The sequence below is a fragment of the Arthrobacter hankyongi genome, assembly GCF_022012395.1.
Taxonomy (GTDB): Bacteria; Actinomycetota; Actinomycetes; order Actinomycetales; family Micrococcaceae; genus Crystallibacter; species Crystallibacter hankyongi.
Genome location: NZ_JAKLTQ010000006.1, coordinates 78,867 through 94,857, shown reverse-complemented (window position 1 = coordinate 94,857; position 15,991 = coordinate 78,867). Strand labels below are relative to the sequence as shown.

General features: G+C 68.3%; 19 protein-coding genes. 14 read left to right on the top strand and 5 right to left on the bottom strand.

The window, feature by feature from the left end; genetic code table 11:
• The first annotated feature begins 167 nt into the window (after nucleotides 1-167).
• From rpsP to LVY72_RS10305, 14 genes are all read left to right on the top strand, one after another.
• On the top strand, nucleotides 168-593 hold the full coding sequence (gene rpsP / locus LVY72_RS10370; protein WP_237820519.1) for a 30S ribosomal protein S16: 426 nt from the start codon (nucleotides 168-170) through the stop codon (nucleotides 591-593).
• Nucleotides 594-836: an RNA-binding protein gene (locus LVY72_RS10365; RefSeq protein ID WP_237820517.1), complete on the top strand. Its 243-nt coding sequence runs from the start codon at nucleotides 594-596 to the stop codon at nucleotides 834-836.
• A 114-nt stretch (nucleotides 837-950) separates the two neighbouring features.
• Nucleotides 951-1,499, top strand: coding sequence for a ribosome maturation factor RimM (rimM, locus tag LVY72_RS10360; RefSeq protein WP_237820515.1), 549 nt, complete (start codon nucleotides 951-953; stop codon nucleotides 1,497-1,499).
• Nucleotides 1,499-2,377 (top strand): tRNA (guanosine(37)-N1)-methyltransferase TrmD, encoded by an 879-nt coding sequence (gene trmD, locus LVY72_RS10355; RefSeq protein ID WP_237820513.1) that lies wholly within the window; start codon nucleotides 1,499-1,501, stop codon nucleotides 2,375-2,377. The genes rimM and trmD overlap by 1 nt, the downstream gene beginning before the upstream one ends.
• Before the next feature lie 218 nt (nucleotides 2,378-2,595).
• Nucleotides 2,596-2,955, top strand: a complete 360-nt coding sequence (gene rplS / locus LVY72_RS10350; protein ID WP_237820511.1) for a 50S ribosomal protein L19 — start codon at nucleotides 2,596-2,598, stop codon at nucleotides 2,953-2,955.
• 119 nt (nucleotides 2,956-3,074) lie between these two features.
• Nucleotides 3,075-3,710, top strand: coding sequence for a signal peptidase I (gene lepB, locus LVY72_RS10345; RefSeq protein WP_237820509.1), 636 nt, complete (start codon nucleotides 3,075-3,077; stop codon nucleotides 3,708-3,710).
• A 16-nt stretch (nucleotides 3,711-3,726) separates the two neighbouring features.
• A complete protein-coding gene (gene lepB / locus LVY72_RS10340; RefSeq protein WP_372463696.1) occupies nucleotides 3,727-4,515 on the top strand; it encodes a signal peptidase I in 789 nt (262 codons plus the stop codon).
• An 18-nt stretch (nucleotides 4,516-4,533) separates the two neighbouring features.
• Nucleotides 4,534-5,223 (top strand): ribonuclease HII, encoded by a 690-nt coding sequence (rnhB, locus tag LVY72_RS10335; RefSeq protein WP_237820507.1) that lies wholly within the window; start codon nucleotides 4,534-4,536, stop codon nucleotides 5,221-5,223.
• Between the two features lie 30 nt (nucleotides 5,224-5,253).
• Nucleotides 5,254-5,577, top strand: coding sequence for a DUF2469 domain-containing protein (locus LVY72_RS10330; protein ID WP_237820505.1), 324 nt, complete (start codon nucleotides 5,254-5,256; stop codon nucleotides 5,575-5,577).
• A gap of 147 nt (nucleotides 5,578-5,724) precedes the next feature.
• Entirely contained in the window at nucleotides 5,725-6,081 is a 357-nt protein-coding gene (locus LVY72_RS10325; protein ID WP_372463695.1) for a YraN family protein, read from the top strand.
• Nucleotides 6,081-7,625: a YifB family Mg chelatase-like AAA ATPase gene (locus LVY72_RS10320; RefSeq protein ID WP_237820503.1), complete on the top strand. Its 1,545-nt coding sequence runs from the start codon at nucleotides 6,081-6,083 to the stop codon at nucleotides 7,623-7,625. The genes LVY72_RS10325 and LVY72_RS10320 overlap by 1 nt, the downstream gene beginning before the upstream one ends.
• Complete coding sequence (dprA, locus tag LVY72_RS10315) at nucleotides 7,622-8,833, top strand: DNA-processing protein DprA (RefSeq protein WP_237820501.1); 1,212 nt, start codon at nucleotides 7,622-7,624, stop codon at nucleotides 8,831-8,833. Before LVY72_RS10320 ends, dprA begins: the two co-directional genes overlap by 4 nt.
• 129 nt (nucleotides 8,834-8,962) lie before the next feature.
• Nucleotides 8,963-9,916: a tyrosine recombinase XerC gene (locus tag LVY72_RS10310; protein WP_308190752.1), complete on the top strand. Its 954-nt coding sequence runs from the start codon at nucleotides 8,963-8,965 to the stop codon at nucleotides 9,914-9,916.
• Between the two features lie 199 nt (nucleotides 9,917-10,115).
• Nucleotides 10,116-10,619, top strand: a complete 504-nt coding sequence (locus LVY72_RS10305) for a DUF3145 domain-containing protein (protein ID WP_237820499.1) — start codon at nucleotides 10,116-10,118, stop codon at nucleotides 10,617-10,619.
• Nucleotides 10,620-10,793: 174 nt separating this feature from the next.
• On the opposite strand, the gene fabF is transcribed toward LVY72_RS10305, so the two are convergent.
• The 5 genes from fabF to LVY72_RS10280 form a co-directional block, all read right to left on the bottom strand.
• Nucleotides 10,794-12,029, bottom strand: a complete 1,236-nt coding sequence (gene fabF, locus LVY72_RS10300) for a beta-ketoacyl-ACP synthase II (RefSeq protein WP_237820497.1) — start codon at nucleotides 12,027-12,029, stop codon at nucleotides 10,794-10,796.
• Between the two features lie 103 nt (nucleotides 12,030-12,132).
• Nucleotides 12,133-12,378, bottom strand: a complete 246-nt coding sequence (locus LVY72_RS10295; RefSeq protein ID WP_168486693.1) for an acyl carrier protein — start codon at nucleotides 12,376-12,378, stop codon at nucleotides 12,133-12,135.
• A 93-nt stretch (nucleotides 12,379-12,471) separates the two neighbouring features.
• On the bottom strand, nucleotides 12,472-13,524 hold the full coding sequence (locus tag LVY72_RS10290; protein WP_269092406.1) for a beta-ketoacyl-ACP synthase III: 1,053 nt from the start codon (nucleotides 13,522-13,524) through the stop codon (nucleotides 12,472-12,474).
• Nucleotides 13,525-13,538: 14 nt separating this feature from the next.
• On the bottom strand, nucleotides 13,539-14,510 hold the full coding sequence (locus tag LVY72_RS10285; RefSeq protein WP_237820493.1) for an ACP S-malonyltransferase: 972 nt from the start codon (nucleotides 14,508-14,510) through the stop codon (nucleotides 13,539-13,541).
• A 97-nt stretch (nucleotides 14,511-14,607) separates the two neighbouring features.
• Nucleotides 14,608-15,879 carry a PucR family transcriptional regulator gene (locus tag LVY72_RS10280; protein WP_237820491.1) on the bottom strand — a complete coding sequence of 424 codons (1,272 nt, stop codon included), beginning with the start codon at nucleotides 15,877-15,879 and terminating at the stop codon, nucleotides 14,608-14,610.
• Nucleotides 15,880-15,991: the final 112 nt, after the last annotated feature.

Below are 15,991 nucleotides of genomic sequence, written 5' to 3'. Positions count from 1 at the left end.
CCCGAGTCGCGAAGATTGGGCAGTCTCTGGCACAATAGACGGGTACTCGATCTGCGCGGACCCTCTCTCCGCGCGTGCATCTTGTCCTCAGAGCCCCAACCACGGCCCGCCCCACGGGTGCAGACATACGGGCTCGCCCACTTTCAGAACCAGGAGTGACCACAAAAGTGGCCGTAAAGATTCGCCTTAAGCGCTTCGGTAAGAAGTTCTCTGCCCACTACCGTGTCGTTGTCATGGATTCGCGTGCCAAGCGCGACGGCCGTGCCATCGAGGAGATCGGTCTGTACCGCCCGACCGAGGAGCCGTCGTACATCGACATCAACTCCGACCGCGCGCAGTACTGGCTCGGCGTCGGTGCCCAGCCGACCGAGCAGGTTGCAGTCCTGCTCAAGATCACCGGTGACTGGCAGAAGTTCAAGGGCCTGCCGGGCCAGGAAGGCACCCTGAAGACCAAGGTTGCCAAGGAAGCCTTCACGGCGCCCGAGAAGGCTTCCGTGATCATCCCCGAGGCCATCACCAAGAAGGCCAAGACCGAAGATGAAGCTCCGGCAGAGGCAGCCGAGTCCGCCGACGAGACGGCCAAGGCCGAGTAAATGTTGGCAGAGGCGCTCGAGCATCTGGTTCGCGGCATCGTTGACAGTCCCGATGATGTCAAGGTCGCGATGAAGAACAACCGCCGCGGAGACATTATCGAAGTGCGTGTTCACCAGGATGACTTGGGTCGTGTCATCGGCCGGCAGGGCCGGACCGCCCGCGCACTGCGCACCGTGATCAATGCCCTTCCGGGCGGCGAGCAGGTGCGCGTGGACGTGGTGGACACGGACCGCCGCCGCTGACAGCATTGCCCGCCCTGCGCCCAGGCGTCCGGGCAGGCAAATTTTTTCTAACCTCCGGCTCCTGCACCAGATATTGGTCCAGGAGCCGGAGGTTTTTTACTGATGAGGAGAATCATGCAGCTACAGGTTGCCCGGATTGGCAGGCCCCATGGCATTCGCGGGGAAGTCACCGTACAGGTGCTCACCGACGCCCCGGAAGACCGCTTCGTTCCGGACACCGAGTTCGTGGTGGAACCAGCGGCGCTCGGGCCGCTGACGCTGCGCAGCGCCCGCTGGAACAAGGAGATCCTGCTGCTGGCTTTCCACGAGGTGCCGGACCGCAACCGGGCCGAGGAACTGCGCGGTGCCAAATTGTTCATCAACACCGAGGAAACCGAGGACGAGGGCGACGCCTGGTACGAGCATGAGCTGGTGGGACTGGCCGTGCTGGTGGATGGCAAGGAGGTCGGCAAAGTGGCCGGCCTGAACACGATGCCCGCCCAGGACCTGCTGGTGGTCCGGACCCCCGAGGGGGAGGAGGTGCTGGTCCCGTTCGTCACCGCGATCGTGCCGGAGGTCGACGTCGCGGGCGGCTTCGTCCGCCTGACGCCGCCTGCGGGGCTGTTTGAGCTCAACACCCCGGGCGCCGCCGGGACACCCGACGACGGCGACGAGGTGCGCTAGTGCGCATCGACGTCTTCAGCATCTTCCCGGAGTACCTGGCCGCACTGGAGCTGTCGCTGATCGGCAAGGCCCGGCGGGACGGACTGCTGCAGCTGCAGGTCCATGACCTGCGGGACTTTACCTCTGACCGGCACCGCACCGTCGATGACACCCCGTACGGCGGCGGCGCCGGCATGGTCATGAAGCCCGAGCCGTGGGCCCTGGCGCTCGAATCCATCCTGCCGGGCCGCCCGGTGCTACAGGAAGCTGACGGGGGATCCGCTGCGGGCCCCGGCGATCGCGCGGAGTCCCCGGTTCCTGAACCGGCTTCCGGATCCCGTCCGGTCCTGATCGTCCCCTCGCCGGCCGGCGAAGTCTTCAACCAAGCCCTCGCCTATGAGCTGGCCGAGGAGGAGCAGCTGGTCTTTGCCTGCGGCCGCTACGAGGGAATTGACGAGCGGGTGCTGGAATGGGCCGCGGACGCCTTCACCGTCCGGCCGGTCAGCCTCGGCGACTACGTGCTCAATGGTGGGGAAGTGGCCGTGCTGGCCATGGTCGAAGCCGTGGGGCGGCTGCTGCCCGGCGTCGTTGGCAACCCCGAATCGCTCGTCGAGGAATCGCACTCGGACGGACTGCTGGAGTATCCGGTGTACACCAAGCCCTCCCAATGGCGCGGCCGGGCCGTCCCGGACGTGCTGCTAAGCGGCAACCATGCCAGGATCACCAGGCACCGCCGCGACGAGCAGTTGCGCCGCACTGCAGCCCGCCGTCCGGACCTGATCGAGGCCCTGGACCCGGCCACTCTGGACAAGGCGGACCGGGCCACGCTGGCGGAGCTCGGCTATGCGGTCACGCCGGACCGCGTCTCGCTGGTGGAAGAAGCCCTGCCCCAGGCTTGAATTGTTGCCCGCCCCGGGGGTGTGGCAGAATGAATGATTGTGTTTGCTGGGTTCGCGCCTGCCACAGGGGGCCGTAGAGCCAACAGCCAAATACGCCGTCGGCCGATTCCCGGACCCGGCGGTAACTGAACTTTCGGCACTCGCGGTCCGCCCATTCGGCGGGCGCCGGGGCCGTGATTAAAGTGAATGACCTGTGGCGTTCACCAGGAGTGATGAGAATGCATATCCTCGACGCAGTCGACGCCGCATCCCTGCGCAACGACGTCCCCGACTTCCGTCCGGGCGACACCGTGAAGGTCCACGTCAACATCATCGAAGGCAAGAACACCCGTGTCCAGGTGTTCCAGGGCTTCGTGATGGGCCGCCAGGGCGACGGCGTCCGCGAGACGTTCACCGTCCGCAAGGTCTCCTTCGGCGTCGGCGTGGAGCGTACCTTCCCGGTACATTCCCCGATCATCGAGAAGATCGAGGTTGTCACCAAGGGCGATGTTCGCCGCGCCAAGCTGTACTACATGCGCGACCGCCATGGCAAGGCTGCCAAGATCAAGGAGAAGCGCGACTACACCGCCGCCAAGTAATTCGGCAGTCTTCGGATTTCCTGGATTAACTGAACCACGCGGTGCAGCAGCCTCCAGCCGACCACAGCACGTCCGGTCGGCACCCAAAACGCCGGCCCGGATTCCCGGGCTGGCGTTTTGTGTGTCTGGCCCTGGTGGCGGCGGTGCTGGCCAGCGCCGTTGTCCGCGCCACGCTGGTGGATGTGTACTACATTCCGTCCGATTCGATGGAGCCGCTGCTGCAGGACGGGGACCGGGTACTGGTTTCCCGCACCGATTTCCGGGGCGGCCCGATCCGCCGCGGGGACCTGGTGGTCTTCGATGGCAGGGGATCCTTCGCGCCGTTCCGCAGCGGGAATTCGCCGCTGGTGGACGGCGTCCTGAAGCTGGGCCAATGGCTCGGCGTCGCCGGCAGCAGCACGGTGTACGTCAAACGGGTGGTCGGGCTGCCCGGGGACAGGGTCGCCTGCTGTGCGCCGGACGGACGCCTGACCATCAACGGCATGCCCGTTTCCGAGGGTTATGTGTATCCCGGCGACGCCCCCAGCACCATGAAGTTCGACGTCGAGGTGCCGGCGGACCGGCTGTGGCTGATGGGGGACCACCGCTCGGTTTCGGCCGATTCCCGGTCTCTGCTGGGAGCGCCCGGTGGCGGTATGGTTCCTGTAGACAGGGTGATCGGCCGCCCGCTGGAGATTATTTGGCCGTTGGAACGCGGCAGGCAACTGGAACGGGCACCGCTGGGCGGGGCTGCAGCCACGGACGAAGGACAGTGAACCAAGGACTGTGAAAATGGAGCAGGAACCCGCTGACAACCCGGAGACCGGCGCCGGCGAACCGACGCGGCGCAGCCGCCGGGAGGGCCGGCATGGTGGAACCGGTACCGCCAAATCGCCGATGCTGACTTGGTTGCGCGAGATCGCCCTGATCGTCGGCGTGGCCCTGGTGCTGTCCTTCCTGATCAAGACCTTCCTGTTCCGTGCGTTCTTCATTCCGTCCACCTCGATGGAGCAGACCCTGGAGGTGGACGACCGGATCTTCGTCAACCTGCTGGTGCCCCAGCCGTTCGCGCTCAGCCGCGGCGACGTCGTCGTCTTCCGCGACGACCTGGGCTGGCTGCCGCCGAACGGCACCCATCCGCAGCCGAACCTGGTCCAGCAGGCGCTCACCTTCGTCGGCCTGCTGCCGGACAGCTCGCAGCAGCATTTGGTCAAACGTGTCATCGGGATGGGCGGGGACCATGTGGTCTGCTGCGATGCGGACGGGCGGATCAGCGTCAACGGCCAGCCACTCACGGAACCGTACCTGGCCCCGGGCTCGGACAACAAGCGGATTCCCTTCGATGTCACCGTGCCCGAGGGCAAGCTCTGGGTCATGGGGGATAACCGCAACCATTCGGCGGACTCGCGCGAACACCGGGACGAGTCCTCGAAGGGCTTCGTCGGTGCCGGGTCGGTGGAAGGCAAGGCGGCGGTCATTGCCTGGCCGCTGGCCAGGATTGGCTTCATCGGAAGCTATCCCGAGGTGTTCGCCAACGTTCCCGACGAGCCGGCTGCCCTGCCGGTCCGCAGCGGGCAGTAAGCCGGAGGCAGGACCGGAATGAATAAGGATGCCACGCTCCGTTTCGAACGGTCCTTCGCTGCGGACGGACACCGGTTCGTGGCCGGGGCGGACGAGGTCGGCCGCGGCGCGCTGGCCGGCCCGGTCAGCGTCGGCATGGTGGTCGTGGACACCCTCGGAGCCAAGCACCTCAAAGGCGTGCGCGACAGTAAGCTGCTGGCGCCGGTCGAGCGTGAGCTGCTGGTGCCGCGGATCCGCTCCTGGGCGGCGGCCTGGGCGGTGGGGCATGCCAGCGCCGCCGAAATCGACGAACTCGGCCTGACCTCGGCGCTGCGCCTGGCCGGTACGCGGGCCTGGCTGCAGATCACCGCCGTGGCGCGTCCGGACATCGTGATCCTGGATGGCAACTACAACTGGCTCTCGCCTGCCCAGGCGTCGCTGTTCGACGCCGTGGGGGCCGACGCCGACAGCGCCGGCTGCGACGCGCCGGTGCGGACCCGGATCAAGGCGGACCTGCAGTGCCTGAGCGTGGCCGCGGCGAGCGTGCTGGCCAAGGTTGAGCGCGACGCGCTGATGGCCGGGCTCGCGCTGGAGCACCCTGGCTACGGGTGGGAAGTGAACAAGGGCTATGCCACCGAGGCGCACCGGACAGCGATCCTGGCCCAAGGGGCCTGCGAATTCCACCGGCGGAGCTGGCGGCTGGCCCCGGTACTGCCGGACGGGCTCTGAACTGCCGCCGGCGTAGGGGAAGATAGAGGTATGAGCGCCGAAGATCTTGAGAACTATGAAACGGACATGGAGCTGCAGCTGTACCGGGAGTACCGGGACGTGGCGGGGCTCTTCAGTTACGTGGTGGAGACGGAACGGCGCTTCTACCTGGCCAACCACGTTGACCTGCAGGCCCGCTCGGCCGACGGCGAGATCTATTTCGACCTGACCTTGCAGGATGCCTGGGTCTGGGATGTCTATCGTTCCGCCCGCTTCGTCAAGAGCGTCCGGGTGATCACCTTCAAGGATGTGAACATCGAGGAACTGACCAAGAACGACGATCTGGCCCTGCCCAAGGACGCCTTAGGGTCCTAGACATCCGCGGGGTTGTATTCCGCGCCTGGTCCTTCGCCGCGGCGGTGACCGTCGGCTTGTCCTCCACAGCACGGTGCGGGACCGGGCGGTCCACATCCGGCCGGTAGTGCCTGGTTCGGCGGCCAACCGGCGGGCACGCTGGAGGGCATGAGACCCAAGGATATGCTCGGCCGGCAGGGCGAGGAACTTGCTGCCGGATTCGTCGAGGAGACCGGCCAGCAGGTGGTGGACCGCAACTGGCGCGGCCCGGCCGGCGAACTGGACATCGTGGCCTTGGAGGGCGCCACCGTCGTGGTCTCGGAAGTGAAGACCCGGCGGAATCCGGACTACGGGCATCCCTTCGAGGCGATCACCCCGGCCAAGGTCACCCGGTTGCAGATCATCGCCCGGCAGTGGCTGCGCGCCCACGGCCTGGCCACGGCAGAACTGAGGATCGATGCGATCGCGGTCCTGGACGACGGTACCGGCCAGCCGGTCATCGAGCGGTTGAAGGCGATTGGCTGATGGGGCTGGGCAGGACCTTCGCCGTGGCCTTGGTCGGGCTGGACGGCTACCTTGTGGAGGTCGAAGCGGACATCTCCCAGTCCCTGCCCGCCTTCGTCCTGTTGGGCCTGCCGGATGCTTCGCTGAATGAGGCCAAGGACCGGATCAAGTCCGCCGCGAAGAATGCCGGCATTCCCCTGAGCCGCCGGAAGATCACCGTCAACCTTGTCCCCGCCTCGCTGCCCAAGAAGGGTTCCGGCTTCGACTTGTCCATCCTGATCGCCGCGCTCCAAGCCTCCGGCGACGTCCGGCCCAGCGGACGGACCGTCTTCCTCGCCGAACTCGGACTGGACGGCAGGCTCCGCCCGGTGCGGGGTGTGCTGCCGGCGGTCATGGCGGCAGTGCGCCACGGTTGCGCGGACGTCGTGGTGGCCGGTGCCAACGCTGCGGAGGCGCGGCTGGTACCCGGGGCCCGGATCAGGAGCTTCGCCACCTTGGCTGAGGTCCTGCTGGACTTCGGCGCGGATCCTGGACAACTGCTGCTGCCCTCCGGTGGGCAGGCCACGGCGGAGCTACAGGAAAGTGTGCCGCCGCCGGCACTGCCGGAGCCGGACATGGCGGATGTCGCGGGCCAAGTCGAAGCGCGGACGGCGTTGGAGATCGCCGCGGCGGGCGGTCATCACATGGTCATGGTCGGACCGCCCGGGGCCGGCAAGACGATGCTGGCCGAGCGGTTGCCGGGCATCCTGCCGGACCTGCCGGACCATCAGGCGATGGAGGTAACCGCTATCCATTCCCTGAGCAGGACCGTCGGACAGCTGACCCAGCTGATCCGCCGGCCGCCGTTCGAGAGCCCGCACCACTCGGCCACCGGCGCTGCCATTGTCGGTGGCGGTTCGGGCGTCCCGCGCCCGGGCGCCGTTTCCCGGGCCCACCGCGGCGTGCTGTTCCTGGATGAGGCACCGGAATTCGACCGGTCCGTGCTCGATGCCCTCCGGCAGCCGCTGGAGAGCGGCAGTCTGGTCATCCACCGCGCATCCGGTTCCGCTAGCTACCCGGCGCGGTTCCAACTGGTGATGGCCGCCAACCCGTGCCCGTGCGGCATGTCGGGCGGCAAAGGGCTCGAGTGCGTTTGCAGTCCCAACCAGCGCCGCCGGTACCTCGGCCGGCTCTCCCGGCCGCTCGTGGACCGGATCGACCTGCAGTTGACGATGCAGCGTATCTCGCTGGCAGACATTGCCGCCGGGGACGCTGCGGAGTCCAGCAGCAAGGTCGCTGCGCGCGTGCATGCCGCCCGCGCTGCCCAGCGGGAACGGCTCGCCCGCTGGGGCCTCGATGTGAATGCCGAAGCAGGAGCCGCGCTGCTGAAGAAGGAGCTGAAACCGCCGCGCCAGGCTACGGCGGACCTGGACCGCGCCATGGATCTGCAGGTCCTGACCGGCCGCGGCTACAGCAGGGTGCTTCGCGTGGCCTGGACCGTGGCGGACCTAAGGGGCTTGCCCAGCCCGGACCGGGACTGCGTGGGGACCGCGTTGGCCTTCCGGCAGCAGGTGAAGGCGGCATGAGCACGGCGGCCGGGAGCGGCGAGCGGCAGGCACGGGCGGCACTGTCAAGGCTGATGGAACCCTCTGACTGGGTGGGCCTGGCCTTGGTCGCCGCTGTGGGGCCGGTGGATGCCCTGCGGATCGCTACGGGTTCGCTGGCACCGGGCCCCAGTCTTCAGACGGACGTGCAGGATCTGCTCGGACGCGCTGCGGAAGACGGCGGAGCCAGGACGCTGGCGGAGGCGCTCGAGCGCTGGGTGCCGCGGGCCAGGGAGCTGGCACCCGGCCGGGACCTGGCCACCATCGCCCGCTTCGGCGGGACCCTGCTGGTGCCGGGGGACGAGCTGTGGCCGGAGGCCCTGGCGGACCTGCAACTGGGTTCCCCGCTCTGCCTGTGGGTGCGCGGCCGCCTCGATGCCGGCATACCGCCGGCGCAACGCGTCGTCGCAGTGGTGGGCTCCCGGGACAGTACCGGGTACGGCAACGCCGTCACCGGCGACCTCGCCGCCGGTTTGGTCCAGCGCGGCTGCTGCATCGTCTCAGGTGGAGCCTACGGCATCGATGCCCAGGCCCACCGCTCCGCGATGGCGGCCGCCGGGGACGCTCCTGTCCCGGCCACGATGGCGGTGATGGCCTGCGGGCTGGACCGCTACTACCCGGCGGGCAATGAAGAGCTGCTGCGGGCGGTGGCCGAGCGCGGCCTGTTGATTTCGGAGGTGCCGCCCGGGTCCGCGCCCACCCGCTGGCGGTTCCTGCAGCGGAACCGGCTGATTGCCGCGCTCGCCGGCACCACCATTGTTGTGGAGGCCCGGTGGCGTTCCGGAGCCCTCAACACCGCCCACCACGCTGCCGGCCTGGGCCGTCCGGTCGGCGCGGTGCCCGGCTCGGTCTACTCGGCGAATTCGGCCGGCACGCACCGCCTGCTTCGGGACGGGAGCGCGGTCTGCGTCACGGATGCGGCGGAGGCAGCGGAACTGGCCGGACCGTTCGAGGCCGCTACAGCGGAGAGCGGGGGATGGCAGGCGCCGCTGGCGGACCATGACGGCCTGGGCGTCGAGGAGTTGCTGCTGCTGGACGCGCTGCCGGTCCGCCAAGGCGCTGCCGCCGGGAAACTGGCGGTGGTGGCCGGGCTGCCGGAACAGCGCGTACTCGCCGGCCTTGGCCGGCTGGAACTGGCAGGTCTCGCCGTCCGGGACGGCAGCGGCTGGCGCCGCAACCGGAGGCAGTGAGCCCGCCGCCACTGTCCACACCTCGGGCCCGCCGAAGAGGACATCGGGGTTCCACCAGCAGTGCCCGAGGTCCGGGGTTGCACGGTGCGCCTCCTTGAGCTGGGAAGGGCGAGGACGCACAGTTGGAAGGTGAGCTCGAATGACGGACCTGCCCCGACCGACCGGCAGCAGTGGCCGCGGGAGTTTGCCACGTCCGTCGACAGCTTCACGCGCTACCTGACAGCGGAACGGGCGCGCAGCGTCCATACGGTCCGGGCGTACACCGCCGACGTGGCGGACCTGCTCTCCTTTGCGGTGAACTTGGGCATCCGCAGCCTGGACGGGCTCAGCCTGGCCACCCTGCGGGCCTGGCTGGGCGCGATGAGCTCTGCGGGACAGGCCCGCTCGACCATGGCACGGCGTGCTGCCGCCGCACGGACCTTTACGGCCTGGGCCCTGCGCGAGGAACTCATCCCGGAGGACCCGGCCTTGCGGCTGCGCTCCCCGAAGCGCGGGAAGACGCTGCCTGCGGTCCTGCAGCAACCCCAGATGGCCACCCTGTTCGAAAACCTGGCCGCCGCCGCAGCCGAGGGCGAACCGGTCGCAGTGCGGGACCGGGCCATGGTCGAACTGCTCTACGCTACCGGCATCCGCGTCAGCGAACTGGCCGGCCTGGACCTTGAGGACGTGGACCACGAACGCCGCACGGTCCGGGTACTGGGCAAGGGCAACAAGGAACGCACCGTTCCCTTCGGGCTGCCCGCGGCCACCGCTGTGGACGACTGGCTGCGGCGGGGCCGGGGCCGGCTGGCCGTCGAATCCAGCGGTGCGGCGTTGTTCCTCGGCAGGCGCGGCCACCGGGTGGATCCCCGCCAGGTGCGGGCCGTAGCGGCAGAGTTGTTCGCTCAGCTGGGGGACACCGCCGCGACCAGCCCGCACGCCCTGCGGCACAGCACCGCCACGCATCTGCTTGATGGCGGCGCGGACCTGCGCTCGGTCCAGGAGATCCTGGGCCACAGCAGTCTGGCCACCACCCAGATCTACACGCACGTATCCGTGGACAGGCTGCGCCGGAGTTATGAGCAGGCGCATCCGAGAGCGTAAGTGTGGCTTAAACCTAGGGCTGGCATGGCACAAAAGTAGTTACACTGGCAGAATCGCGGCTCTTACGGCAGAATGAGTGCCGTACCTAGGGGAGGGGCTCAAATAGCAAGACTGTAATTTCCGAGGCGCCGTGCCGGATGACCGTCCACTTGCTGCAGATCGTAGGGGAAGACGTATCTACAGCAAATAGGAGGATGGGATGTCTGTTGTGATGACTCGAGGTGTGCTTTTCGTGCATTCGGCGCCGACTGCGCTGTGCCCGCATATTGAGTGGGCCATCGGATCGGTGGTGGACAAGCGAACGGATTTGGAGTGGACGCCGCAACCGGCTGCGCCCGGAATGTATCGGGCCGAGCTGTCCTGGGTTGGTCCACAGGGCACCGGTGCGATGCTGGCGTCTGCCCTGAGGGGCTGGGCCCACCTGCGCTACGAGGTGACCGAGGAGCCCAGCAGCGGTGTCGATGGCGGCCGCTGGTCGCATACGCCCGAGCTCGGTATTTTCCATGCCATCACCGACGTCCACGGCAACATCATGGTGTCCGAGGACCGCATCCGCTATGCCTATGAAGCCGGCGCCGGGGATCCTGCGGCGGTCTACCACGAGCTCTCGCTGGCCTTGGGGGAGGCCTGGGACGAAGAGCTGGAACCCTTCCGGCATGCTGCCGAGGGCGCACCGGTGCGCTGGCTGCACCAGGTCGGCTAGGACCGCCGGAACCTACCTCCTACCTTCCCGCTGGATACGCCGAAGGGCGGCCAAGCATCTGCTTGGCCGCCCTTCGTGCTGGTCCGGACCCGCGCCCCAGGAGCGCGGATCCCGAAGAGAAGCGGCAGGGGTCCCCGTCCTGAGCTTGCGAAGGACGGGGCAGCCGCTGAACGTTCAGACGTTGCGGAACACGACGACGGCGTTGTGGCCGCCGAAGCCAAACGAGTTGTTCAGTGCCACGATGTCGCCGGCGGGCAGGGTTCGGGCGGAGGTGACGACGTCCAGCGGAATTTCCGGATCCTGGTTGTCCAGGTTGATGGTCACCGGGAGCTGGCGTTCGTAGATGGCCAGGACGGTCATCACCGATTCCACCGCGCCGGAGGCGCCGAGCAGATGGCCGGTCTGGGACTTGGTCGCCGAGACCGCCACGTTGTCCACATGGGCGCCGAAGGCGGCCCGCATGGCGGTGTACTCCGGCTTGTCACCCACCGGTGTGGAGGTGGCGTGCGCGTTGACGTGGACCACGTCCTCGGGCTGGACGCGGGCATCGAACATGGCGGCCTTCAGGGCGCGGGTGGCACCCAGACCCTCCGGATCCGGTGCGGTGATGTGGTATGCATCGGCGGTGACGCCCGAGCCGGCCAGCTCTGCGTAGATGCGGGCACCGCGGGCCAGCGCGTGCTCCTCGGCCTCCAGCACCAGGGCGCCGGCGCCTTCGCCCATGACGAATCCGTCGCGGTCGAGGTCGTAGGGGCGCGAGGCATGCTCCGGGTCGTCATTGCGCCGGGAGAGCGCCTGCATCGCGGCGAACGAGGCGATCGGCATCGGGTGGATCGCGGCTTCGGCGCCACCGGTCATAACCACGTCGGCCTTGCCGGAGCGGATCAGCTCGATGCCCAGGGCGAGGGCTTCGGTGCCCGAGGCGCAGGCCGAAACCGGGGTATGGGCGCCGGCACGGGCCCCGAGGTCCATGCTCACGGCGGCCGCCGGTCCGTTGGGCATCAGCATCGGCACCGTCATCGGCAGGACGCGGCGCGGGCCCTTGGCACGCAGGGTGTCCCAGGCATCCAGCAGCGTCCAGACGCCGCCGATGCCGGTAGCGAAGGCCACGGCCAGACGGTCGTGGTCGATTTCTTCAATGCCGGAGTCCTTCCAGGCCTCGCGTGCGGCGACGACGGCGAACTGGGTGGAGGGATCCATGCGTTTGGCCTCGACGCGGGTGAGGATCTCGTCCGGCCGGTTCGTGGCACGGCAGGCGAAGGTCACCGGAAGGTCGAATTCGGCTACCCAGTCATCCTCGAGCGTATGGGCACCGGAGACGCCCTTCAGCGAGTTCTTCCACATGGTGGGCACGTCGCCGCCGATAGGGGTGGTGGCACCAAGGCCGGTGATGACTACTTTGCGTGGCATTGACTCAATCTCTCAAAAAGTTTGGGGGAAATCTCAGCAGTGGGTCGCAAAGGGGCGGCCGCCCGTGCCTGCGGCGCGGCCGGCCGCCGTCCCTGCGCTAAAGCTATGCCTGGGCCTTGGCGATGTAGTCGACGGCGTCGCCGACGGTCTTGAGGTTCTTGACTTCCTCGTCCGGGATGCGGACGCCGAACTTCTCCTCGGCGTTGACGACGATGGTCATCATGGAGATGGAGTCGATGTCCAGGTCGTCGGTGAAGGACTTGTCCAGCTCCACGGCCTCGGGGGCAAGGCCGGTCTCTTCGTTCACGATTTCGGCAAGGCCTGCCAGGATTTCTTCGTTGCTCGCCATGAATGGCTCCTTTTCTCGTACCGCCGGCGCAGTGGCCGGCAGATGGTGGTCAAACCGCTGTTGACGGCTTGGTTGGGGGAAACTCTGAAGATACTACGGCAGCACGATGACCTGCGCGCCGAACACCAGCCCGGCGCCGAAGCCGATCTGCAGGGCCAGGCCGCCGGACAGCTGCGGGTTCTCCTGCAGCAGCCGGTGCGTGGCCAGCGGGATGGACGCGGCCGAGGTGTTGCCGGCCTCGGCAATGTCCCGGGCCACCACGACGCTCTCGGGCAGCTTCAGCTGCTTGACCATCTCGTCGATGATGCGCATGTTGGCCTGGTGCGGGACGAAGGCCGCGAGGTCCTCCGGCTGCAGGCCGGCGGCTTCGAGCGCACGCTTGGCGGTCTTGGCCATTTCCCAGACGGCCCAGCGGAACACGGACGGGCCATCCTGGCGCATCGTGGGCCAGAGCTTCTGCTCGCTGTCCCCGAACTCCCCGGCTACGGCGGCCAGCGAGCCGGCTGCCTCGGCGTCGAGCGACAGGCTGCGGACATCGAGCAGCGAACGGCTCATCCCGATGACGTCCCACTTGGAGCCGTCCGAGCCCCAGACGGACGGGCTGATTCCGGGGATGTCCGACGGGCCGATGACCACGGCGCCGGCGCCGTCGCCGAGCAGAAAGGACATGCTCCGCTCGGTATTGTCAATGAAGTCCGAGAGCTTTTCGGCGCCGACCACCAGCACGTACTCGGCGGTACCGGAGCGGACCAGGGCGTCGCCCTGGGCAATCCCGTAGCAGTACCCGGCGCAGGCCGCCGAAATGTCGAAGGCGGGTGCCGGTGTCGCTCCGAGGCGGTCCGCCAGCGCGGCGGCGGCCGACGGCGTGGCGTACGGATGCGTGACGGTGGAGACGATGACGGCGCCGAGCTGGGAAGCTTCGATGCCGGCCTGCTTCAGCGCCTCGCGGGCGGCGCCTTCGGCCATGTCGATCACCGAGACGTCGGCCTTCGCGCGGTGGCGCGTGACGATGCCGGTGCGCTGGCGGATCCACTCGTCGGAGGACTCGATCCACTGGCAGACGTCGTCGTTGGTCACAATGACGTCCGGGCGGTAGGCGCCCAGGCCCAGGATGCGGGAATGCTCGCGCAGCGGCGACTGCAGCATGGCAGGGGTAGTCACTAGTTCGTTTCTCCAGTTTCGATTGCAGAGCTTGCAGCGGCCGGGATGTTGCCGATGTGTTCGGCGACGAACGCCCGGGCGGCGTCCAGGTCATCCGGGGTCTTCAGGGCCATCGTGGCGACGCCCTTCATGCCTCGCTTGGCCAGTCCGGTCAGCGTTCCCGCCGGCGGCAGCTCCAGCATTCCGGTAACGCCCACGGAGAGCATTTGTTCCATGCACAGGTCCCAGCGTACCGGCCGGGAAACCTGGGCGATGAGGCTGTCCAGGTTTTCCTCGCCGCCGGGCACCGGTTGGCCGTCGTAGTTCGACAGCAGGGTCAGCACCGGGGACACCGGGGACAGCTGCGGACGCAGTGCCTCCAGCGCTTCGATGGCGGGTTCCATATGCAGGGTGTGGAAGGCGCCGGCCACCTTGAGCGGGATGACGCGGGCCTTGGCCGGCGGGTTTTCGGCCAGGGCCTGCAGCTGCGGCAGGGTTCCCGCCGCCACCATTTGGCCGCCGCCGTTGGCATTGGCCGTTGTCAGCCCGGCCTGGGCAATGGCGGCCAGGACCTCCTCCGGATCGCCGCCGAGGACGGCGCTCATGCCGGTTTCGGTCCGGGCCGCGGCCCGGGCCATGGCATTGGCGCGTTCGCGCACGAAGGTGATCGCGTCCGCTTCGCTGAGTGCGCCGGCGATGGCCGACGCCGTGATCTCGCCTACCGAATGGCCGGCGACGACGGCAGACAGGTCCAGCGGCTGAGCTCCGGTCAGCGCCCGGGCCGCCACCAGGCCGGCGGCCACAATCAGTGGCTGGGCCACGGCGGTGTCCTTGATGGTCGCCTCATCCGAGACCGTGCCGTGGGCGGCCAGGTCCAGGCCGGCAATGCTGCTTAGTTCGGCGAGATGTTCGGCGACGCCCGGTACTTCCAGCCACGGGCTGAGGAATCCTGGCGTTTGGGAGCCCTGGCCGGGGCAGACGATTGCAAGCACGTATCCAGCTTTCCAAAGAGGTTGCGGTTCTTAGGGTGGTTGGGCGAACGAAGCTCGCCCGGACGCTTTGTAGGAAGTCTACAACGCCGGTGCCCTACTACCGAGTAAGCCCGCGGTCCTGGGCGGGCCGTGCGGCGACCGTCAGGCGCCCCACCGCAAGGGCTGTTTGCAGGACAAACGCTTCGCGCGGCAGCAGCGGATCCCAGCCGGTGACGTCGCAGACCCGGCGCAGCCGGTAGCGCACGGTGTTGGCGTGGACGAACAGTTCGCGGGCGGTGGCTTCGAGTGAATGTCCCAGCGACAGGTAGCTGGAGAGGGTTTCCACCAGTCCGTTTCCGGCATTGACCAGCGGTACGTAGATGTACTTGTACAGGTCGCGCCGGGCGGCGTCGTCACCGGAAATCACCCGTTCGGGCCAGAGGTCGTTGGCCGCTGCCGGGCGCGGAGCCCCCGGCCAGGCCGGAGCGGCATTCAACCCGGCAAAGGCAGCCTGGGCCGAGGCGCTGGCGTCGATCAGCGAGGCCGCCTCCGGCCCGTAGACCACGGGGCCGGGGCCGAAAAGCTCGCTCAGCCGGGTGAAGGCCGAATCCAGGTCGCTTCCGTTGTTGGCCATGCCGCCAAGCACCAGGATCAGGCGGTCGCCCTGGATGCCCACGAGCGTGTCATCGGCAAAGCGGGCGCTGGCCCGGCGCAGCTCGTTGACGAACGACGGGCTGGGTTCGGCAGGCGAGCTGCCCACCATCACGGTGATCCGGCCATCGGACTTCCAGCCCACCGCGGCGATGCGCGAGCGCAGGGCATCGGAGCTTTCGCCGCGCAGGATGGCGTCCACCACCAAGGCCTCCAGCCGGGTGTCCCAGGCTCCGCGGGTCTCCGCGGCCCGCGCGTAGACGTCGGCGGCGGCGAAGGCGACTTCGCGCGAGTAGCGCAGCACGGCCTCGCGCAGCGGGACCTCGCCGGCCCCGCCGGCCAGGTCCGGGACCTGGTCCTCGACCGCTTCGACGACGACGCGGATCAGCTGCAGCGCGCGCTGGAGGCTGATCGATCGGGTCAGCTCGGTCGGGGCGGTGCCGAACACGTCATTCATCACCCAGGCCGGGGACGTGGGGCGTTCGTACCAGGTCACGAAGGAAGCGATGCCCTTTTGGGCGACCAGGCCCAGTGCGGCCCGCTCGTCCGGGCGCAGGCTGCGGTACCAGGGCAGATCCGACTCCAGCCGCTTCAGCGTGGCCGTGGACAACGCGCCAATCTTGGAGCGCAGCCGCTCGAGCTGTTCGGGGTCGCGCTGCTGTCCGCCGCCGGCGCCCCGGGGACGGACACGCGGGGAACGCGGAGAGGTGGTGGAGTCGGCGGTGCGGGGCTGGGGCATGCATTGAGCATACGCGCGCAGCGTCCGGGATTTGTGCGGATCCTACTAAAGCGACCCGCAAAGGGAGAAGCAGCGGCCGGCCGCCTCCCCGCATTAAAGTCCCCCTCGATGT

What these genes read in the sequence shown, in the direction of transcription:
- LVY72_RS10365 (WP_237820517.1), top strand. Translation starts at nt 594, where the DNA reads ATGTTGGCAGAGGCGCTCGAGCATCTGGTTCGCGGCATCGTTGACAGT.
- rimM (WP_237820515.1), top strand. Translation starts at nt 951, where the DNA reads ATGCAGCTACAGGTTGCCCGGATTGGCAGGCCCCATGGCATTCGCGGG.
- rplS (WP_237820511.1), top strand. Translation starts at nt 2,596, where the DNA reads ATGCATATCCTCGACGCAGTCGACGCCGCATCCCTGCGCAACGACGTC.
- lepB (WP_372463696.1), top strand. Translation starts at nt 3,727, where the DNA reads ATGGAGCAGGAACCCGCTGACAACCCGGAGACCGGCGCCGGCGAACCG.
- rnhB (WP_237820507.1), top strand. Translation starts at nt 4,534, where the DNA reads ATGAATAAGGATGCCACGCTCCGTTTCGAACGGTCCTTCGCTGCGGAC.
- LVY72_RS10330 (WP_237820505.1), top strand. Translation starts at nt 5,254, where the DNA reads ATGAGCGCCGAAGATCTTGAGAACTATGAAACGGACATGGAGCTGCAG.
- LVY72_RS10325 (WP_372463695.1), top strand. Translation starts at nt 5,725, where the DNA reads ATGAGACCCAAGGATATGCTCGGCCGGCAGGGCGAGGAACTTGCTGCC.
- LVY72_RS10320 (WP_237820503.1), top strand. Translation starts at nt 6,081, where the DNA reads ATGGGGCTGGGCAGGACCTTCGCCGTGGCCTTGGTCGGGCTGGACGGC.
- dprA (WP_237820501.1), top strand. Translation starts at nt 7,622, where the DNA reads ATGAGCACGGCGGCCGGGAGCGGCGAGCGGCAGGCACGGGCGGCACTG.
- LVY72_RS10305 (WP_237820499.1), top strand. Translation starts at nt 10,116, where the DNA reads ATGTCTGTTGTGATGACTCGAGGTGTGCTTTTCGTGCATTCGGCGCCG.
- fabF (WP_237820497.1), bottom strand. Translation starts at nt 12,029, where the DNA reads ATGCCACGCAAAGTAGTCATCACCGGCCTTGGTGCCACCACCCCTATC.
- LVY72_RS10295 (WP_168486693.1), bottom strand. Translation starts at nt 12,378, where the DNA reads ATGGCGAGCAACGAAGAAATCCTGGCAGGCCTTGCCGAAATCGTGAAC.
- LVY72_RS10290 (WP_269092406.1), bottom strand. Translation starts at nt 13,524, where the DNA reads ATGCTGCAGTCGCCGCTGCGCGAGCATTCCCGCATCCTGGGCCTGGGC.
- LVY72_RS10280 (WP_237820491.1), bottom strand. Translation starts at nt 15,879, where the DNA reads ATGCCCCAGCCCCGCACCGCCGACTCCACCACCTCTCCGCGTTCCCCG.